Consider the following 17,124-nt stretch of genomic DNA (forward strand, 5'->3'; position numbering starts at 1 on the left):
CGCCGGGAGCCGGAAACGCCGCGAGGGCGGCCTCCCGAAGGAGACCGCCCTCACGGCGTGAGACTGGCTGAACCAACCGGAGGGGTCGGATCAGAAGTCCATGTCACCGCCCGGCATGCCGCCGCCGGCGGCCGCGGCGGCCTTCTCCGGCTTGTCGGCGATGACGGCCTCGGTGGTGAGGAACAGCGCCGCGATGGAGGCGGCGTTCTGCAGGGCGGAGCGGGTGACCTTGGCGGGGTCGATGATGCCGGAGGCGATCAGGTCGACGTACTCGTTGGTCGCGGCGTTCAGGCCGTGGCCGGCGGGCAGGTTGCGAACCTTCTCGACCACGACGCCGCCCTCAAGGCCGGCGTTGGTGGCGATCTGCTTGATCGGGGCCTCCAGGGCCACGCGGACGATGTTGGCGCCAGTGGCCTCGTCGCCGTCCAGCTCCAGCTTCTCGAACGCGACACCGGCCTGCAGCAGGGCGACGCCACCACCGGCGACGATGCCCTCCTCGACGGCGGCCTTGGCGTTGCGCACCGCGTCCTCGATGCGGTGCTTGCGCTCCTTGAGCTCGACCTCGGTGGCCGCGCCGGCCTTGATGACGGCCACGCCGCCGGCCAGCTTGGCGAGGCGCTCCTGGAGCTTCTCGCGGTCGTAGTCCGAGTCGGAGTTCTCGATCTCGGCGCGGATCTGGTTGACGCGACCGGCGACCTGGTCGCTGTCGCCGCCGCCGTCGACGATGGTGGTCTCGTCCTTGGTGATGACGACCTTGCGGGCGGTGCCCAGCAGGTCGACGCCGGCGTTCTCGAGCTTGAGGCCGACCTCCTCGGAGATCACGGTGCCGCCGGTCAGGATGGCGATGTCGCCCAGCATGGCCTTGCGGCGGTCGCCGAAGCCCGGGGCCTTGACGGCGACGGACTTGAAGGTGCCGCGGATCTTGTTCACGACCAGGGTCGACAGGGCCTCGCCCTCGACGTCCTCGGCGATGATGACGAGCGGCTTGCCGCTCTGCATGACCTTCTCCAGCAGCGGGAGGAGGTCCTTGACCGAGGAGATCTTGGAGTTGGCGATGAGGATGTACGGGTCCTCGAAGCTCGCCTCCATGCGCTCCAGGTCGGTGGCGAAGTAGGCGGAGATGTAGCCCTTGTCGAAGCGCATGCCCTCGGTGAGCTCGAGCTCCAGGCCGAAGGTGTTGCTCTCCTCGACGGTGATGACGCCTTCCTTGCCGACCTTGTCCATGGCCTCGGCGATGAGCTCGCCGATCTGGGTGTCGGCGGCGGAGATGGAGGCGGTGGAGGCGATCTGCTCCTTGGTCTCCACGTCCTTGGCCTGGGCCAGCAGCTGGTCGGAGACGGCGACGACGGCCTTCTCGATGCCGCGCTTCAGGGCCATCGGGTTGGCGCCGGCGGCGACGTTGCGCAGACCCTCGCGGACGAGCGCCTGGGCCAGCACGGTGGCGGTGGTGGTGCCGTCACCCGCGACGTCGTCGGTCTTCTTGGCGACCTCCTTGACGAGCTCGGCGCCGATCTTCTCGTACGGGTCCTCGAGCTCGATCTCCTTGGCGATGGAGACACCGTCGTTGGTGATGGTGGGGGCGCCCCACTTCTTCTCCAGAACGACGTTGCGACCCTTGGGGCCGAGCGTGACCTTCACGGCGTCGGCAAGCTGGTTCATGCCACGCTCAAGGCCGCGGCGGGCTTCCTCGTCAAAGGCAATGATCTTGGCCATTAGAAGTGGTCCTCCGGGACACGGTCGACTGCTCGGACCAAGGGGGTGCCCGCGACGGACGGCCCAGGAGAGTGCGGGTCCTGTCCCCGCCGCTTCCGGGGCCTCACCGGCCCGGTCCGTTGTCACTCTCACGCTGTGAGTGCTAACGCCAATGATTAGCACTCGGGGGTGTCGAGTGCAAGCCCATTCGGCGTGCTCCGACAGCCCTCCCGGGAAACCCGCAGGCCGGGCCGGAGAACGCCGACAGGCCCGGCCCGGGACGCGTCGCGCCGGGGCCGGACCTGCCGGTCGTACTGTCGTGGGTGCGGTCTGCCGAGCCGTCAGGCGCCGGCGGCGCGGACCATGTCGGCCTGCGGACCCTTCTGACCCTGCGAGATCTCGAACTCGACCCGCTGGCCCTCTTCCAGGGTGCGGTAGCCGTCCATCTGGATCGCGCTGTAGTGGACGAACACGTCCGCTCCACCGTCGACCGCGATGAAGCCGTAGCCCTTCTCGGCGTTGAACCACTTGACGGTGCCCTGAGCCATTCCGAACTCCCCTTGTGCTGTGCTGGCCCTTCAGAGATCCGCGGACGCGGACCCGGAGGTCTGGAAGACCGGCCTGTGGGGACTCCCCCCCGCACGGCGCAGCCTCTGTCGCGGCTGAATGTATCCGGATATGCGCCCTCTGCAACAGGCCCTAATTTCACGGAAATCGCGTACGCCGCAGGGGATATGACGGGGCGAAAGGTGTACGGCGCGACAATAGCCACCGGGCATAACGGACGTGTCACCGCAAATCGCCGAAAGAATTATGACGGCGGCCTGACAGGTCGAGCGGCGAACGGTCCGGCGCATGTCTCAGAGCGCGGGACGGGACGGGGCCGGCGCGAGGTGCGGAACGGGGAAAAACGAGGATTGGAACGGGCCGCGACGGGGAACGGCTCTCCCGGCACTCTACTCCTTCGCCGGTCCCCGAATTCCAGCGGCCCACCGGGCCGTAAACACGGTTGCCCGAACGTCTTCGGCCGATGTGCCGAGCCGCCGCCAGGCGGCTCGGAAATCGAATTCCGAGGCCTGACGGCGGCAGGGCGAATACCCGGGGCGGCGTCAGCAGCCGCCGGCCACCGCCGGAATGATCGACACCGAGGCGCCGTCCTTGATCTCGGTCTCCAGGCCGTCGGCGAAGCGCACGTCGTCGTCGTTGACGTACACGTTCACGAAGCGGCGCAGCTTGCCGGTGTCGTCCAGCAGGCGGGCGGCGATGCCGGCGTGGTTGGCCTCCAGGTCCGCGACGACGGCGGCCAGGGTGGCGCCCTCGGCGGTCACCTCGGCGGCGCCTCCGGTGTAGGTGCGGAGGATGGTGGGGATGCGGACGGTGGCGCTCATGAGGGCACTCCTGGGAAGACGTGGGGGGCGGATCAGGCGGAGACGAGACCGGCGGCGCGGAAGGACTCCAGCGTCGGGCGGATCACGGCGGTCATGCCGGAGTCGGCGACCGCGTCGAGGGTCTTCAGGCCGTCGCCGGTGTTGATCGCGACGGTCTCCTTGCTCGGGTCGAGCTGCCCGGTCTCGACCAGCTTCTTCAGCACGCCGACGGTGACGCCGCCGGCCGTCTCGGCGAAGATGCCCTCGGTGCGGGCCAGCAGCTTGATCGCCTCGACCACCTGGGCGTCGGTGACGTCCTCGACGGCGCCGCCGGTGCGGCGGGCGATGTCGAGCACGTAGGGGCCGTCGGCCGGGTTGCCGATCGCCAGCGACTTGGCGATGGTGTCCGGCTTGACCGGCTTGATCACGTCGCGGCCGGCCTTGAAGGCGGCGGAGACCGGGGAGCAGCCCTCGGCCTGGGCGCCGAAGATCCTGTACGGGCGGTCCTCGACCAGGCCGAGCTTGATCAGCTCCTGCAGGCCCTTGTCGATCTTGGTGAGCTGGGAGCCGGAGGCGATCGGGATGACGATCTGCTCGGGCAGCCGCCAGCCGAGCTGCTCGCAGATCTCGAACGCCAGGGTCTTGGAGCCCTCGCCGTAGTACGGACGGAGGTTGACGTTGACGAAGCCCCAGCCCTCGCCGGCCGGGTCGCCGATCAGCTCCGAGCAGAACCGGTTCACGTCGTCGTAGTTGCCGTCGATGCCGACCAGTTCGCCGCCGTACACCCCGGCCATCACGACCTTGCCCTGCTCCAGGTCGTGCGGGATGAACACGCAGGACTTGAAGCCGGCCCGGGCCGCGGCGGCGCCGACCGCGCCCGCCAGGTTGCCGGTGGACGAGCAGGACAGCGTGGTGAAGTCGAAGGCGCGGGCGGCCTCGATCGCGCAGGCCACCACCCGGTCCTTGAACGAGTGGGTGGGGTTGCCGGAGTCGTCCTTGATGTGCAGCTGCGCGGTGAAGCCCAGCTCGCGGCCCAGGTTGTCGGCCTTCACCAGCGGGGTCCAGCCCGGGTTCAGGTTCGGCTTGTCCGCGACGTCGGCGGGGACGGGCAGCAGCGGGGCGTAGCGCCAGATGGACGCCGGCCCGGCCTCGATCCGCTTGCGCAGCTCCTCGGCGTCGTGGCCGGCGTAGTCGTAGGCGATCTCCAGCGGGCCGAAGCACTCCAGGCAGGCGAAGCTCGGGCCGAGCGGGAAGCGGGTGCCGCACTCGCGACAGGACAGCGCGGTGGCCGGACCGAGGTCGACGGCTGGGGGTACCCCCGGCCGAAGGCTGGGGGCAGGTGCGGGGGTGTCAACAGCCATGGTGGCGAGGCCCTTTCTCCTCATCTTCCCCGGGACGCGGTCGCGCCCGGGCCGGAATTGGCACCTGTCCCGCCGGGCCTGCAAGGCCGCGCGGGAGGGTTGCCGGGACTTCAACGGGCCGTTCCCTCAGTCCCTCTGGATGAGCAATGTGAAGTTGTGGTCGTACGCTGCGAACGACCCCGACGTGCGAAGGTCCGGGCGCAGTACGAAGACTGTAACCGAAGGCCCGTGCCGTCCAACCCCACCGTCCGACAACCGAGACGGACCGAGACAGGGAGCGAGATCTTGCCCGAGCAGCCCGAGCCCGGGGTCCTGCCGGAAGTGGCCGACTGGCTGCGCCGCCGGTCCTGGGCGGCCGCCGACCGACCGCTCGACCGACTGCTCGCCGCCAAGCGCGCCGCCGGGCCGGCCGGCACCGTCAGCGTGGTGCTGCCCGCCCTGGACGAGGAGCCGACCGTCGGCGAGATCGTCACCCTGATCCGCACCGAACTGATGGAACGCGTCCCGCTGGTCGACGAACTGCTGGTGGTCGACTCCGGCTCGGTCGACGGCACCGCCGCCGCCGCGGCCGCCGCCGGCGCCCGGGTGGTCCACCGGGACGCCATCCTGCCCCGGCTGCCCGCCGCCCCCGGCAAGGGCGAGGTGCTGTGGCGCTCGCTGCTCGCCAGCAGCGGCGCGATCGTCTGCTACATCGACGCCGACCTGCGCGAATTCGACCCGGCGTTCGTCTCCGGCATCGTCGGCCCGCTGCTCACCGACCCCGCCGTGCACCTGGTCAAGGCCATGTACGACCGCCCGTTCGAGGCCGACGGGGCCGTCGTCCCGGCCGGCGGCGGCCGGGTCACCGAACTGGTCGCCCGCCCGCTGCTCAACCTGCACTGGCCGCAGCTGGCCGGCTTCGTCCAGCCGCTCGGCGGCGAGTACGCGGCCCGCCGCGGCCTGCTGGAGCGACTGCCCTTCCCGACCGGCTACGGCGTCGAACTCGGCCTGCTGGTCGACGCGTTGGAACTGGTCGGGCTGGACGCGCTGGCCCAGGTCGACGTCGGCGTCCGGCACCACCGCCACCAGGACGGCCAGGCCCTCGGCCGGATGGCCGCCACCATCTACCGCACCGCCCTGGAACGCCTCGACCGCACCCACCGGCTCAAGGCCGACGCCGACCTGGTCCGGCCGCTGCTCACCCAGTACACCCGCACCACCGCCGGCTTCACCCCCCGCACCCACCCGGTGCCCGCCACCGAACGCCCCCCGATGATCACCGTCCCCGAGTACCGCGAACGCTGACCGCCGGCCCGCGCGTTGCCCGCCTGCCGCCCCTCACTGTTCACCCGGCCCGGGCCGCGCCGGGTGGTTTGGTCGGCTGATCACACGGCAAGGTTGGCTGTATGGCCGATCACGCGTCCGAACGCCCCACGCAGTCCGGAGCCGCCCCGATCCTGGTGGCCTCCAACCGCGGCCCGGTGTCCTTCCGCACGGAGGACGACGGCACGCTGAGCCTCCGCAGAGGCGGCGGCGGCCTGGTCTCCGGGCTCTCCGCGATCGACGACCCGAACGCCGTCTGGGTCTGCGCCGCCCTCTCCGACGCCGACCGCGCCGCCGCCCGACAGGCCCCCGAAGGCCGCCTCGACCGGGCCGGCCACGACGTCGGCGGACAGGCCGTCCGCATGCTCGACATCGCCCCGGAGACCTTCGCCCGCGCCTACAACGGCGTCGCCAACTCCACCCTGTGGTTCGTCCACCACCTGCTGTACGACATCCCCACCAAGCCCGCCTTCGACGCCGGCTTCCGCACCGAATGGGCCGCCTACCGGGCCTACAACACCGCGTTCGCCGAAGCCCTCGCCGCCGAAGCCGCCCCCGGCGCCGCCGTCCTGGTGCAGGACTACCACCTCTCGCTGGCCCCCGCGCTGCTCCGCGCGCTCCGCCCCGACCTGCGCATCGGCCACTTCTCGCACACCCCCTGGGCCCCGCCCGAGTACTACCGGCTGCTGCCCGACGACGTCGCCGCCGAAGTCCTCGAAGGCATCCTCGGCGCCGACCGCGCCGCCTTCCTCACCCGCCGGTGGGCCCTCGCCTTCGCCGACTGCTGCGAGCGCGTCCTCGGCGCGAGCGTCGACCGCGACGCCCTCACCGTCACCATCCCCCAGCCTTCGGCCGGGGGTGCCCCCATCGGCCGCCGCACCACCCGGCTCGGCGTCCACGGCCTCGGCGCCGACGCCGCATTCCTGCGCGAGCGCGCCCACCGGCCCGACGTCGACGAACGCCTCGCCGCCCTCCGCGAAGCCGTCGGCGACCGGCGCACCGTCGTCCGGGTCGACCGCACCGAGCTCAGCAAGAACATCGTCCGCGGCCTGCTCGCCTACCGGCACCTGCTGCGCACCCGCCCCGAATGGCTCGACCGGGTCGTCCACATCGCCTTCGCCTACCCCTCGCGCACCGACCTCGCCGAATACCGGGAGTACACCGCCGAGGTGCAACGGCTCGCCGCCGAGATCAACGCCGAATTCGCCACCGCCGACTGGCAGCCGCTCATCCTGCACGTCGACGACGACTTCCCGCGCTCCCTCGCCGCGTACCGGCTCGCCGACGTCGCCCTGGTCAACCCCGTCCGCGACGGCATGAACCTGGTCGCCAAGGAAGTCCCCGTCGTCTCCGACCACGGCTGCGCCCTGGTCCTCTCCCGCGAGGCCGGGGCCCACGAGGAACTCGCCGACGACGCGATCACCGTCAACCCCTTCGACGTCGTCGCCACCGCGGACGCCCTGGCCCGGGCCCTCGCCATGCCCCCGGCCGACCGTGCCGACCGCACCGGGCGACTGGCCGCCGCGGCAACGGCGCTGCCGCCCCAGCAGTGGTTCCTCGACCAACTGCACGCGCTCTAGAGCACGACCGGGGAGAGCACGGAACCAGGGTCTCGCTCGCGACTGCCGTCACACCCTCAACCGCGACGCCAACTCGTTCAGCAGGTCCACCACCCCCGCCGGCCCCGCCACCACCAGGTCCGCGCGGTCGGCGAGTTCGCGGACGGGGGCCTCGCCGGTGACGGGGCCGCTGCAGACGAGGAGGCCGGGGTGGCCGTGCTTGCGCCGCTGGGAGACCTCCTCGTAGGCGGCGAGGTCGCCGAGGTCGTCGCCGGCGAACAGCACCGGCCCCGCGTCCCGTTCCGCCAGGAACTTGCGGAGGGCGACGCCCTTGTCGACCCCCGGCGGGCGCAGTTCGAGGACCATCCGGCCGGGTTCGACCACCAGGCCGTGACGGCCGGCCAGCTCGGTGAGCGGCGCGCGCAGCCGCGCCAGCGTGCCGTCGGGGTCGTCGGTGCGCCGGGTGTGCACGGCCAGCGCCCGCTCCTTGTCCTCCACGAAGATGCCGGCCGGAGCCTCCAAGTCGTCCAGCAGCAGGGGGAGTTCGGCCCGCACGGCGGCCACTCCCGGGGGTGGCGGCGCGGCGGTGACGGCGCCCGTCCTCGCGTCCCAGCGTTCGGCGCCGTAGTGGCCGAGGACGGTGAGGTGCTCCAGGCCGGGAGTGGCGGCGAAGCCGCCGTGGGCGGCGGCGGTCGCGGCGGGTCGGCCGGTGACGATGACGACCGAGCCGACCAGCGGGGCGAGCGCGGTCAGGGCGGGGACGACGCCGGGGTGGGCGCGGGCCTGCGCGGGGTCGGCGACGATCGGGGCGAGCGTGCCGTCGAAGTCGAGTCCCACGACCGCGGAGCGCGGGTCGGCGAGCAGGCCCGCCAGTCCGGCCCGTCCTGCCTGGGACGTGATCTGCTCAGCAATTCCCATGGCGTCGACGCTACCCGGCGGCGGCCGCCGGCGGGCGCCGATCCGGTCACTGCCGGGCGTCGCGCCGACTCTGCCGGACCCGGCGCAGCCGGTTGACCAGGACGGGGGCGTGGGCGAGTGCCTCCGGCCGGTCGAGCAGGGCGCCCAGCAGCTGGTAGTAGCGGGTGGCGGAGATGCCGAGCTCCTGCCGGATCGCCTGCTCCTTGGCGCCGGCGGTCCGCCACCCGCGGGATTCCAGTTCGAGTACCGCCCGGTCGCGGTCGGTCAGTTCGGCCATGCTCCCAGGCTACGGACTGGGGCTGTCAGCCCTTGCGGGCCCGGGAGGCTTCCGCCGAGGCGGCGGCCTGGAGGTCGCCGAGCACGTCCGTGGAGCCGGGCCGGACGGCCTCGCCTATGCGCTGCTTGAGCATGCTGGAGACCTTGTCCCAGGAGGGGTCGCCGAGCGGGTAGAAGTTGGCGTTGGGCAGCGCGTTGAGGAACTCGGTGAGGTCCTTGTGGGCGGGGTTGGCGGACATGTCCTCAAGGGTGTCCTGGGTGACGGGCAGCATGTTGTACTGCTCGTCGAACTTGAGGGTGTTCTCCTTCGCGTAGACGAAGTTGAGGAACTTCTTGACCTCCGCCTTGTGCCCGGGCGCCTTGAACGCCATCACCCAGTCGGCGACGCCGAGGGTCGAGGGCTTGATGCTCGTGTCCTTGCGGGGGATCGCGGCGGTGCCGTACTGGATGTTCCCCGCGACGGCCTTGCTGACCAGCCCGGGGTGGCCGTTGAGCATGGCGACCTTGCCGGAGGCGAAGTCGTTGAACGCGGTCTTGCGGTCGACCTTGGACGGGTCGTCGTAGGTGAGGCGCTTGTCGACCAGGTTGCTGCGCAGCCAGGTGAAGGTGGCGCGGTTGGCCTGGCTGTCGATGGTGTAGTTGCCGGCGTTGTCGGAGAGTCCGCCGCCGCCGCTCATGGTCCAGATCATCGCCTCGCCCTGGGCCTCCTCGGGGCCGAGCGGCAGCGCGTACGGGGTGACGCCCGGGACCCTGGACTTGATCAGCTCGGCGTCGCGGCGCAGTTCGTCCCAGGTGGTGGGCGGGGCGGTGATGCCGGCCTTGGCGAAGATCTCCTTGTTGTAGAAGAAGACCCGGCTGGAGGAGATGAACGGGATGCCGTACTGGCTGCCGAGCACCTGGCCGGCCTTGGCGAAGGAGTCGAGCAGGTTGACCTGGGTGCTGTTGGAGAGCACGTCGCCGGCCGGGTAGAGGCGGTCGGCGGCGACCTGGTCGGCGTAGCCGCCGGTCTGCGCGATGTCGGGGGTCTTGCCCTTGGCGATCAGGTCGGCGAGGTGCTTGTCGATGTCGTTCCAACTGACCACGTCGACATGGACCTTGATGTCGGGGTTGTTGGCCTCGAAGCGGCGGGCCAGGTTGTTCCAGTAGATCGAGCTGGAGTTGGTCTCGTTGTCGCCGTAGTCGGCTGCGACCAGGTTGAGCGTGACACCCCCCGACATGTCCAGGACACCGCAGCCGGTGAGCAGCAGGGACCCGACGATGGGCAGGGGGAGCAGCGCTGATCGCTTCACGAATGGACCGCCTTCAAATGGGTTACAGCGTGACCCTGACAGGCGTTTCGGCCGGTGGTCCATACCGGCAGGGACGGAGTTATCGAAGTGTCAGATCCCGTTGCGCTCAGCGTGACTGACCGTCAGAAAGTGTCCGGTAATGGGACGTTCAGGCTGTGAGAACGGTGACCCCCGCGTCGCCGAAAGCGGCCGCCACCCGGTCGGCGACCTGGTTGTCGGTGACCAGGGTGTCCACTCGCTCCAGGCCGCAGATCCGGGCGAAGGCGCGGTGGCCCAGCTTGGAGGAGTCGGCGGCCACCACCACCCGGCGGGCCCGCTCGGCGAGCAGCCGGTTGACCGCCGCCTCGCCCTCGTGGTGGGCGGTGGCGCCCTGTTCGGCGTCGATCGCGTCCACGCCCAGCACCGTGGTGTCGAGGGTGAGTTCGCCGAGCATCTGGGCGGCCAGCGGGCCGATCAGCTCGTAGGACTGCGGGCGGGCGACGCCTCCGGTGACCACGATCTTCACCTGCGGGCGGACCGTCAGCTCGTTGGCGATGTTGAGGGCGTTGGTGACCACGGTGAGGCTCGGGCCGTGCTCGGGGTGCTCGGCCAGGTCGGGGCGGACCGCGAGGGCGCGGGCCACCTCGGTGGTGGTGGTGCCGCCGTTCAGGCCGACCACCTCGCCGGGGGAGATCAGGCCGGCCACCAGGGCGCCGATGCGCTGCTTGGCGTCGGCATTGCGGGCGGTCTTGTAGCGCAGCGGCAGGTCGTAGGAGACGCTGTGCGCCACCGCGCCGCCCCGGGTGCGGGTGACCATCTGCTGGCGGGCCAGCTGGTCGAGGTCGCGTCGGATGGTGGCGGCCGAGACGTCCAGCGCGCCGGCCGCCTCCTCGACGTCCAACTTGCCGTGCTCGGCCAGCAGTTCCAGTAGCGCGTTCCACCGCTCGTACCTGGACACCGTTCCGCTCCTTCCGCGCTCGCCACCGCGCGCCCCGCGGCCGGTCGGGACAGCTTCGCACAACCCGGTCGACGCCGATGCATTGCGCAATGCTGCGCGAAACAGCTATAAAACAATCAGATTTGCGCACACGTTGGATTGCCGCCGTCCGGAGACCGCCGAAGGAGCCGCCCCCCATGTCGCAGCACCCGTCCCTGACCGGCGAGGAGATCGCCACCCAGCCCGAGAACTGGCGCACCGCCGCGGCGCTGGCGGCGAGCGGCCCGGCCGGCCTGCCGCAGCGCGGCGAGCGCGTGGCCGTGGTCGGCTGCGGCACCTCGTGGTTCATGGCGCAGGCGTACGCCGCGCTGCGCGAGTCCGGCGGCCACGGCGAGACCGACGCCTTCGCCGCCTCCGAGTTCCCGCACGGGCGCCGCTACGACCGGGTGCTGGCGATCACCCGCTCCGGCACCACCACCGAGGTACTGCGGCTGCTCGCCGACACCGACCTGCCGAGCACCGCGATCACCGCCTGCCCCGAGCAGCCGGTGGCCAAGGACGCCGACCACCTGATCGACCTGGGCTTCGCCGACGAGCGCTCGGTGGTGCAGACCCGCTTCGCCACCACCGTACTGGCCCTGCTCCGCGCCCACCTGGAGCTGGAGGAGGCCCGCCCGGCGGGCGTTGCCACCGTCGCCGAGGCCGCGGCGGACGCCGAGCGCGCCGTCGCCTGGCAGGTGCCGCAGGAGCTGGTCGAGCTGGAGCAGATCTCCTTCCTCGGCACGGGCTGGACCAACGGCCTGGCCCAGGAGGCCGGGCTGAAGATGCGCGAGGCGGCGCTGGCCTGGACCGAGGCGTACCCGGCGATGGAGTACCGGCACGGCCCGATCTCGATCACCGCCCCGGGCCGCGCCGCCTGGGCGTTCGGCGCGCTGCCGGTCGGCCTGGCGGACGACGTGGCGGCGGTCGGCGGCCGGCTGGTGGCCGACTCCGGCGAGGGCGGCCTGGACCCGCTGGCGGACCTGGTCCGGGTGCACCGGCTGGCGGTCGCGCTGGCCTCGCACCGCGGCCTGAACCCGGACGAGCCGCGCAACCTGACCCGCTCGATCATCCTGGCCTGATCACCCGCCACGAACCGGAAAAACCCCCAGGAGACTGCAAAGAGCGACAAACCTCACCTCTCAGGACCAGACCAATCGAGCAACTGGACTAGACCTCTTCGACCTGGCCAAGGGAAACTGTCCCCCGTGAAGCACGTCATCGCACTCGATGTAGGCGGCACCGGCATGAAAGCCGCGCTGGTCGCCCAGGACGGCTCCGTGCTGTACGAAGCACGCCGACCGACCGGGCGGGAGCACGGCACCGACGCCGTCGTCGCCACCATCCTCGACTTCGCCGCCGACCTGGCGCAGGAGGGCCGCACCCGATTCGGTGCCGCCCCCCTCGCGGCAGGCGTCGCCGTGCCGGGAACGATCGACGAGAGGAACGGGATCGCGGTCTTCTCCGCCAACCTCGGCTGGCGGGACCTGCCGATGCGCAAGCTGCTCGGCGAGCGCCTCGGCAACATCCCCGTCGCCCTCGGCCACGACGTCCGCTCCGGCGGGCTCGCCGAGGGCCGGATCGGGGCCGGCCGCGGAGTCGACCGCTTCCTGTTCATCGCGCTCGGCACCGGCATCGCCGGCGCGATCGGGATCCACGGCGGCATCGAGGCCGGCGCCCACGGCTACGGCGGCGAGATCGGACACGTGGTGGTCCGTCCCGGCGGCCCGCAGTGCGGCTGCGGCGCCCGCGGCTGCCTGGAGACCCTGGCCTCCGCCTCCGCGGTGTCCCGGGCCTGGGCCGAGGCCACCGGCGACCCGGACGCCGACGCCGCCGCCTGCGCGCTGGCCGTCGAGTCCGGCGACCCGGCGGCGCTCGTGGTCTGGCAGAACGCGGTGGACGCGCTCGCCGACGGCATCGTGCTGGCCCAGAGCCTGCTCGACCCGTCGACGGTGATCGTCGGCGGTGGACTGGCCGAGGCCGGTGACACCCTCTTCACGCCGTTGCGCGCCGCGGTGACCGAGCGCCTGACCTTCCAGATGCCCCCGAAGGTCGTTCCGGCCATGCTCAAAGACACCGCAGCGTCCCTGGGCGCCGGCTTGCTCGCCTGGGATCTGCTCTCCATGGAGGTGACCGCGTGACCGCGGACCGAACTGCACTGGCCGGAGCCCGACTGGTCCTGCCCGACGGGGTGATCGAGGACGGCCGGCTCACGGTCGAAGGGGCCCGCATCGCGGACCTCGGCGCCGGCCCGGCCGCGCCCGGCGACCTCGACCTGACCGGGTACACCGTCGTCCCCGGCTTCGTCGACCTGCACGTGCACGGCGGCGGCGGCGCCTCGTACGCCTCCGGCATCGCCGAGGAGGCGCTCACCGCCGCCCGCACGCACCTGGAACACGGCACCACCACGACGATGGCCTCCACCGTCACCGGCGAGATCGACGAGGTCTGCCGCCAGGCGGCCGTGCTCTCCGAACTCGTCGAGGACGGCGTCCTGGCCGGCATCCACTTCGAGGGCCCGTTCATCTCGCACAACCGGTGCGGCGCCCACCGCCCCGACCTGCTGCGCGACCCCGACCCGGCGCTGGTGCGCAAGCTCGCCGACGCCGCCCGCGGCCACGCGAAGATGTTCACCCTCGCCCCCGAGCTGCCCGGCGGCCTGGAGTCCGTCCGGATGCTCGCCGACCAGGGCATCATCGCCGCCGTCGGCCACACCGACTCCGACTACGCGGTCACCCTGGAGGCGATCGACGCCGGAGCCACCGTCGCCACCCACCTGTTCAACGCGATGCCGGGCATCCAGCACCGCGCGCCCGGCCCGATCGTCGCGCTGCTGGAGGACGAGCGGGTCACCGTCGAGCTGATCAACGACGGCATCCACCTGCACCCGTCGGTGCTCGAACTCGCCTACGGCACGGCCGGCGCCGGGCGCGTCGCGCTGATCACCGACGCGATGGGCGCGGCCGGCATGGGCGACGGCCTGTACCCGCTCGGCCCGCTCCAGGTCCGGGTCGAGAACGGCGTCGCCCGGCTCGTCGAGGGCGGCTCCATCGCCGGCTCCACCCTCACCCTGGACGTCGCGTTCCGGCGCGCCGTCACCGTGCTCGGCCTGTCGCTGAACCAGGCCGTCACCTCGCTGTCCACCGTCCCGGCCCGGCTGATGGGCCTGGCCGACACCCTCGGCTCCCTGGAGGCAGGCAAGAACGCCGACCTGGTCGTCCTCGACTCCGACACCTACGAGCTCGCCGCGGTGATGCGCCGCGGCGAGTGGATCGTCGGCGCGGACCGCTTCACCAGGACCGGCGACCCGGCCTGACCCGGCACCGCCCGCAAGGGCGGGTCTGCACGGGGGTGAGCAGCGGAACCTGCGCCTCGTTGCTCACCCCACCCGGGAGACCCCCTTGCCGCTCGCCCCTACCCACGACCTGCTCGCCTCCGCCGCCGCCGACCGGCGCGGACTGCCCGCCTTCAACGTGATCACCCTGGAGCACGCCGAGGCCATCGCCGCCGGCGCCGAAGCCGCGGGGACCCCCGTCGTGCTCCAGCTCAGCCAGAACGCGATCGCCTACCGCGGCGGCCGCCTGCTGCCGATCGCCCGGGCCTGCGCGGAGGTCGCCGCCGCCGCCCGCGTGCCCGTCGCGCTCCACCTCGACCACTGCGAGGACTTCGACCTGCTGCGCGCGGCCCCCGCCGCCGGGTTCTCCTCCGCGATGTTCGACGCCTCCGCGCTGCCGCACGACGAGAACGTCAAGGCCACCGCCGAGGCCGCCGCCTGGGCGCACCGCCACGGCCTGCACCTGGAGGCCGAACTCGGCCGGGTCGGCGGCAAGGACGGCGAGCCGCCGCTGTCCGCGCACGCCCCCGGCGCCCGCACCGACCCGGCGGAGGCCGCCCGCTACGTCGCCGACACCGGCGTCGACGCCCTGGCCGTCGCCGTCGGCTCCTCGCACGCGATGACCTCGCGCACCGCCGCCCTCGACCTCGCTCTGATCGGCGAACTGGCCGCCGCCGTCCCCGTCCCGCTGGTCCTGCACGGCAGCTCCGGCGTCCCGGACGAGCAGCTCGCCGCGGCGGTCGCGGCCGGCATGGTGAAGATCAACATCGGCACGGCGCTCAACCTGTCCTGCACCGCCGCCGTCCGCGACCACCTGGCCGCCCACCCCGCCGCCACCGACCCGCGCAAGTACCTCGCCGCGGGCCGCGACGCGATGGCCCGCACCGTCGAACAGCTGGCCCGGGTGGTCACCGGCCGCACCGACGCCTCGGCCTGACGGCACCCGCAGCGCCCCAGCGGCCCGGGCCTCCGCGGAGGCCCGGGCCGGATCACCAGCCCTGGACCTTGGAGGTGCCGTTCGGGGTGACGGCGATCTGGTCGAGCAGGAAGCCGCACTGGTTGTCGGCCTGGCAGGCCACCGAGATGGTGTGGTGGCCGGGCTGGGCGACCGTTCCGCTGACCCAGGACGAGTACCAGGAGCTCTCCGGCGCCAGGCCGGGGCTGTAGTTGTTCAGCTTTATGGGGGTGTAGGTGGGCTTGCCGTCCACCGAGACCGTCGCGGTGGCGTTCGGGCCGCTGTTGTTGAAGCGCAGCCAGATCTGGAACGAGCCGGCCGCCGGCATGTCGACGTCCCAGGAGACCGACGCGCCGACCGTGCCGAGGCCGTCGACGTACTTGCCGCCCGCCCCCTTCGCGCCCGGCACCTGGCTCGCGGCCACGCTGCCGCCGCCGAGCTTCAGGCCGGCCGCGTCGGCGATGTCCGTGCCGCCGGAGAGCGTGCTCGGGCTGGGCGCCGCGCTGGAGGGCGCCGCCGAGCCCGGGCCGGCGGGGGCGGTCGGGCTGTGCGTGTTGGTCGCGGCCTGGTTGTTCTTGCCGCCGTCCGGGTCGCCGGTGGACAGCGCCACGCCCGCGCCGATGGCGATCGCGGCGACCACCGCGACGGCGCCGATCACGGCGGCCTTGCCGCGGCCGGCCGGCCGGTCCTCGCCGGGACGGGGCCGGGAGCGCTCGGCGTAGCGCGACTGCTGCGGCAGCGCGGTGGTCTCCTGCCCGGGCGCGGCCGGCGGGTGGCCGGGGCCGCCGGGCGGCGGGGCCTGCGGGTGCACGGGCCGCTCGCCGTAGGTGGCGCGGCCGACCTCCATCGGGCGGCTGTAGCCGGTGCGGGGCCGCTCGGGCGCGGGCTGCTCGCCCTCGGCGGGACGGTAGAGGTACGCGAACGGGTCGTCCTCGTCCGCGCCGTCGGGCGCGCCGCCGTTGCTGCCGGCCGTCGTCACGGTCAACTCCCCAGGACTGGATGCTCTCGTACCCAGGGCACCCTACCTGTCGTACTCGAACACGGTGTAAGCGGTTCAGCCCGCCCGGCGGTGCGAGCGCTCGCCGCGCGTGCCCCGGGCCGCGCCGCCGCGGGTGCGCTTCTCGTCGTACATCCGCTCGTCGGCGGAGTGCAGCACCTCGTCGATGCTCATGCCGCAGCCGGCCCAGCCGATGCCCAGGCTGACGCCGACCCGGACGGCCCGGTTGTCGATCCGCATCGGCGGCAGGATGGCGCTGCGCAGCCGCCCGGCGAGTTCCTTGGCCTCCTCGCGGCCGATGCCGTCGGCCAGCACCACGAACTCGTCGCCGCTCATCCGGGCCACCGTGTCGCCCTCCCGGACGACCTGCTGGAGCCGGCGGGCGATCTCGATCAGCACCGCGTCGCCGGCGTTGTGGCCGTAGCGGTCGTTGACCAGTTTGAAGCCGTCGAGGTCGCAGTAGAGGACGGCGAGGCCCTTGTCCGGGCCGGGGCGGCGGTGGCCGTGCCAGAGCTCGCCGGCGGGCGGGTCGACGGGGACGACGGCGTGCACGTGGTGGGCGGCGGCGCCGTCGTGGCGGAGCACCTCGCCGGCCGCGAAGGCCTCCCGGTCGCGTTCCAGGGCGCTGTCGGGGGGCGCGTAGCCGTGCGCGAGGGTGACGGGGCCTTCGGCCGCCGACGGGCCGTCCTGGACTGCGTGGTGGGGCTGCGGGGCGGCGCCGGGCGGCAGTGCCTGGCCGGGCAGGCCGGGGGCGGGCAGCGAGGGGCGGGAACAGAGCCGGCGGGCGAGGCGGGCCCGCAGTTCGGCGCCGTTGGGCAGGCCGGTGAGGGCGTCGTGGCTGGCCCGGTGGGCGAGCTGGAGCTCGTGCCGCTTGCGGTCCTCGATGTCCTCGACGTGGGTGAGCAGGAAGCTCGGGCCCTCGGTGGCGTCGGCGACCACGGAGTTGCGCAGGCACACCCACTGGTAGCCGCCGTCGCGGCGGGACAGCCGCAGTTCGGCCCGGCCGCCCTCGGCGCTGGTGCGCAGCAGCAGCTCCAGGTCCTCGGGGTGGACCAGGTCGACGAAGCGCTGCTGGCGCAGGGTGGCCCGGGGGCGGCCGAGCAGCCGGCACAGGGCGTC

Annotated in this window: 16 protein-coding genes and 1 riboswitch; of the genes, 6 read left to right on the plus strand and 10 right to left on the minus strand. The window is 72.7% G+C overall.

Annotated elements, in window-relative coordinates; all coding sequences use genetic code 11:
- Window positions 1-90: 90 nt before the first annotated feature.
- From groL to thrC, 4 genes are all read right to left on the minus strand, one after another.
- Entirely contained in the window at window positions 91-1,713 is a 1,623-nt protein-coding gene (gene groL, locus IEZ12_RS35380) for a chaperonin GroEL (RefSeq protein WP_043915608.1), read from the minus strand.
- Window positions 1,714-2,033: 320 nt separating this feature from the next.
- The gene (locus tag IEZ12_RS35385) at window positions 2,034-2,240 is read right to left on the minus strand and encodes a cold-shock protein (protein WP_014137493.1); all 207 of its coding nucleotides are present in this window, start codon (window positions 2,238-2,240) and stop codon (window positions 2,034-2,036) included.
- A gap of 561 nt (window positions 2,241-2,801) precedes the next feature.
- Window positions 2,802-3,080, minus strand: a complete 279-nt coding sequence (locus tag IEZ12_RS35390; RefSeq protein WP_043915607.1) for a MoaD/ThiS family protein — start codon at window positions 3,078-3,080, stop codon at window positions 2,802-2,804.
- 32 nt (window positions 3,081-3,112) lie between these two features.
- Entirely contained in the window at window positions 3,113-4,420 is a 1,308-nt protein-coding gene (thrC, locus tag IEZ12_RS35395; RefSeq protein WP_189278240.1) for a threonine synthase, read from the minus strand.
- A 17-nt stretch (window positions 4,421-4,437) separates the two neighbouring features.
- A riboswitch (SAM riboswitch) is annotated at window positions 4,438-4,566 on the minus strand.
- A 139-nt stretch (window positions 4,567-4,705) separates the two neighbouring features.
- Here thrC and IEZ12_RS35400 point away from each other — a divergent pair.
- A complete protein-coding gene (locus IEZ12_RS35400; protein ID WP_229848599.1) occupies window positions 4,706-5,704 on the plus strand; it encodes a glucosyl-3-phosphoglycerate synthase in 999 nt (332 codons plus the stop codon).
- A gap of 101 nt (window positions 5,705-5,805) precedes the next feature.
- Window positions 5,806-7,302, plus strand: coding sequence for an alpha,alpha-trehalose-phosphate synthase (UDP-forming) (locus tag IEZ12_RS35405; protein WP_189278242.1), 1,497 nt, complete (start codon window positions 5,806-5,808; stop codon window positions 7,300-7,302).
- Window positions 7,303-7,350: 48 nt separating this feature from the next.
- Here IEZ12_RS35405 and otsB read toward each other — a convergent pair whose 3' ends face one another.
- The 4 genes from otsB to IEZ12_RS35425 form a co-directional block, all read right to left on the minus strand.
- Window positions 7,351-8,199 carry a trehalose-phosphatase gene (gene otsB / locus IEZ12_RS35410; RefSeq protein WP_189278250.1) on the minus strand — a complete coding sequence of 283 codons (849 nt, stop codon included), beginning with the start codon at window positions 8,197-8,199 and terminating at the stop codon, window positions 7,351-7,353.
- Between the two features lie 46 nt (window positions 8,200-8,245).
- On the minus strand, window positions 8,246-8,476 hold the full coding sequence (locus IEZ12_RS35415) for a DUF3263 domain-containing protein (protein ID WP_043915602.1): 231 nt from the start codon (window positions 8,474-8,476) through the stop codon (window positions 8,246-8,248).
- 25 nt (window positions 8,477-8,501) lie between these two features.
- On the minus strand, window positions 8,502-9,764 hold the full coding sequence (locus IEZ12_RS35420; RefSeq protein WP_229848601.1) for an extracellular solute-binding protein: 1,263 nt from the start codon (window positions 9,762-9,764) through the stop codon (window positions 8,502-8,504).
- 148 nt (window positions 9,765-9,912) lie between these two features.
- Window positions 9,913-10,701: a DeoR/GlpR family DNA-binding transcription regulator gene (locus IEZ12_RS35425; RefSeq protein WP_189278252.1), complete on the minus strand. Its 789-nt coding sequence runs from the start codon at window positions 10,699-10,701 to the stop codon at window positions 9,913-9,915.
- A 176-nt stretch (window positions 10,702-10,877) separates the two neighbouring features.
- Between IEZ12_RS35425 and IEZ12_RS35430 the strand changes: the two genes are divergently transcribed.
- The 4 genes from IEZ12_RS35430 to IEZ12_RS35445 all read left to right on the plus strand — a co-directional run bounded on the left by IEZ12_RS35430 (window position 10,878) and on the right by IEZ12_RS35445 (window position 14,990).
- Window positions 10,878-11,801, plus strand: coding sequence for an SIS domain-containing protein (locus IEZ12_RS35430; protein ID WP_189278254.1), 924 nt, complete (start codon window positions 10,878-10,880; stop codon window positions 11,799-11,801).
- Window positions 11,802-11,927: 126 nt separating this feature from the next.
- Window positions 11,928-12,860: an ROK family protein gene (locus IEZ12_RS35435; protein WP_189278256.1), complete on the plus strand. Its 933-nt coding sequence runs from the start codon at window positions 11,928-11,930 to the stop codon at window positions 12,858-12,860.
- Window positions 12,857-14,035: an N-acetylglucosamine-6-phosphate deacetylase gene (gene nagA, locus IEZ12_RS35440; RefSeq protein ID WP_189278258.1), complete on the plus strand. Its 1,179-nt coding sequence runs from the start codon at window positions 12,857-12,859 to the stop codon at window positions 14,033-14,035. The genes IEZ12_RS35435 and nagA overlap by 4 nt, the downstream gene beginning before the upstream one ends.
- 85 nt (window positions 14,036-14,120) lie before the next feature.
- Entirely contained in the window at window positions 14,121-14,990 is an 870-nt protein-coding gene (locus tag IEZ12_RS35445; protein WP_189278260.1) for a class II fructose-bisphosphate aldolase, read from the plus strand.
- 52 nt (window positions 14,991-15,042) lie between these two features.
- Here IEZ12_RS35445 and IEZ12_RS35450 read toward each other — a convergent pair whose 3' ends face one another.
- Together IEZ12_RS35450 and IEZ12_RS35455 are read right to left on the minus strand one after the other, a co-directional pair.
- On the minus strand, window positions 15,043-15,987 hold the full coding sequence (locus tag IEZ12_RS35450; protein ID WP_189278262.1) for a carbohydrate-binding protein: 945 nt from the start codon (window positions 15,985-15,987) through the stop codon (window positions 15,043-15,045).
- A gap of 75 nt (window positions 15,988-16,062) precedes the next feature.
- The coding region (locus IEZ12_RS35455) for a GGDEF domain-containing protein (protein ID WP_189278271.1) at window positions 16,063-17,124 on the minus strand (1,062 nt) is incomplete at its 5' end.

Source organism: Kitasatospora griseola (assembly GCF_014648555.1).
Taxonomy (GTDB): domain Bacteria; phylum Actinomycetota; class Actinomycetes; order Streptomycetales; family Streptomycetaceae; genus Kitasatospora; species Kitasatospora griseola.

Bases quoted from the DNA above. Each gene is read 5' to 3' on its own strand.
- IEZ12_RS35430 (WP_189278254.1), top strand. From the start codon at position 10,878: ATGTCGCAGCACCCGTCCCTGACCGGCGAGGAGATCGCCACCCAGCCC.
- IEZ12_RS35385 (WP_014137493.1), bottom strand. From the start codon at position 2,240: ATGGCTCAGGGCACCGTCAAGTGGTTCAACGCCGAGAAGGGCTACGGC.
- groL (WP_043915608.1), bottom strand. From the start codon at position 1,713: ATGGCCAAGATCATTGCCTTTGACGAGGAAGCCCGCCGCGGCCTTGAG.
- IEZ12_RS35405 (WP_189278242.1), top strand. From the start codon at position 5,806: ATGGCCGATCACGCGTCCGAACGCCCCACGCAGTCCGGAGCCGCCCCG.
- IEZ12_RS35415 (WP_043915602.1), bottom strand. From the start codon at position 8,476: ATGGCCGAACTGACCGACCGCGACCGGGCGGTACTCGAACTGGAATCC.
- thrC (WP_189278240.1), bottom strand. From the start codon at position 4,420: ATGGCTGTTGACACCCCCGCACCTGCCCCCAGCCTTCGGCCGGGGGTA.
- IEZ12_RS35390 (WP_043915607.1), bottom strand. From the start codon at position 3,080: ATGAGCGCCACCGTCCGCATCCCCACCATCCTCCGCACCTACACCGGA.
- otsB (WP_189278250.1), bottom strand. From the start codon at position 8,199: ATGGGAATTGCTGAGCAGATCACGTCCCAGGCAGGACGGGCCGGACTG.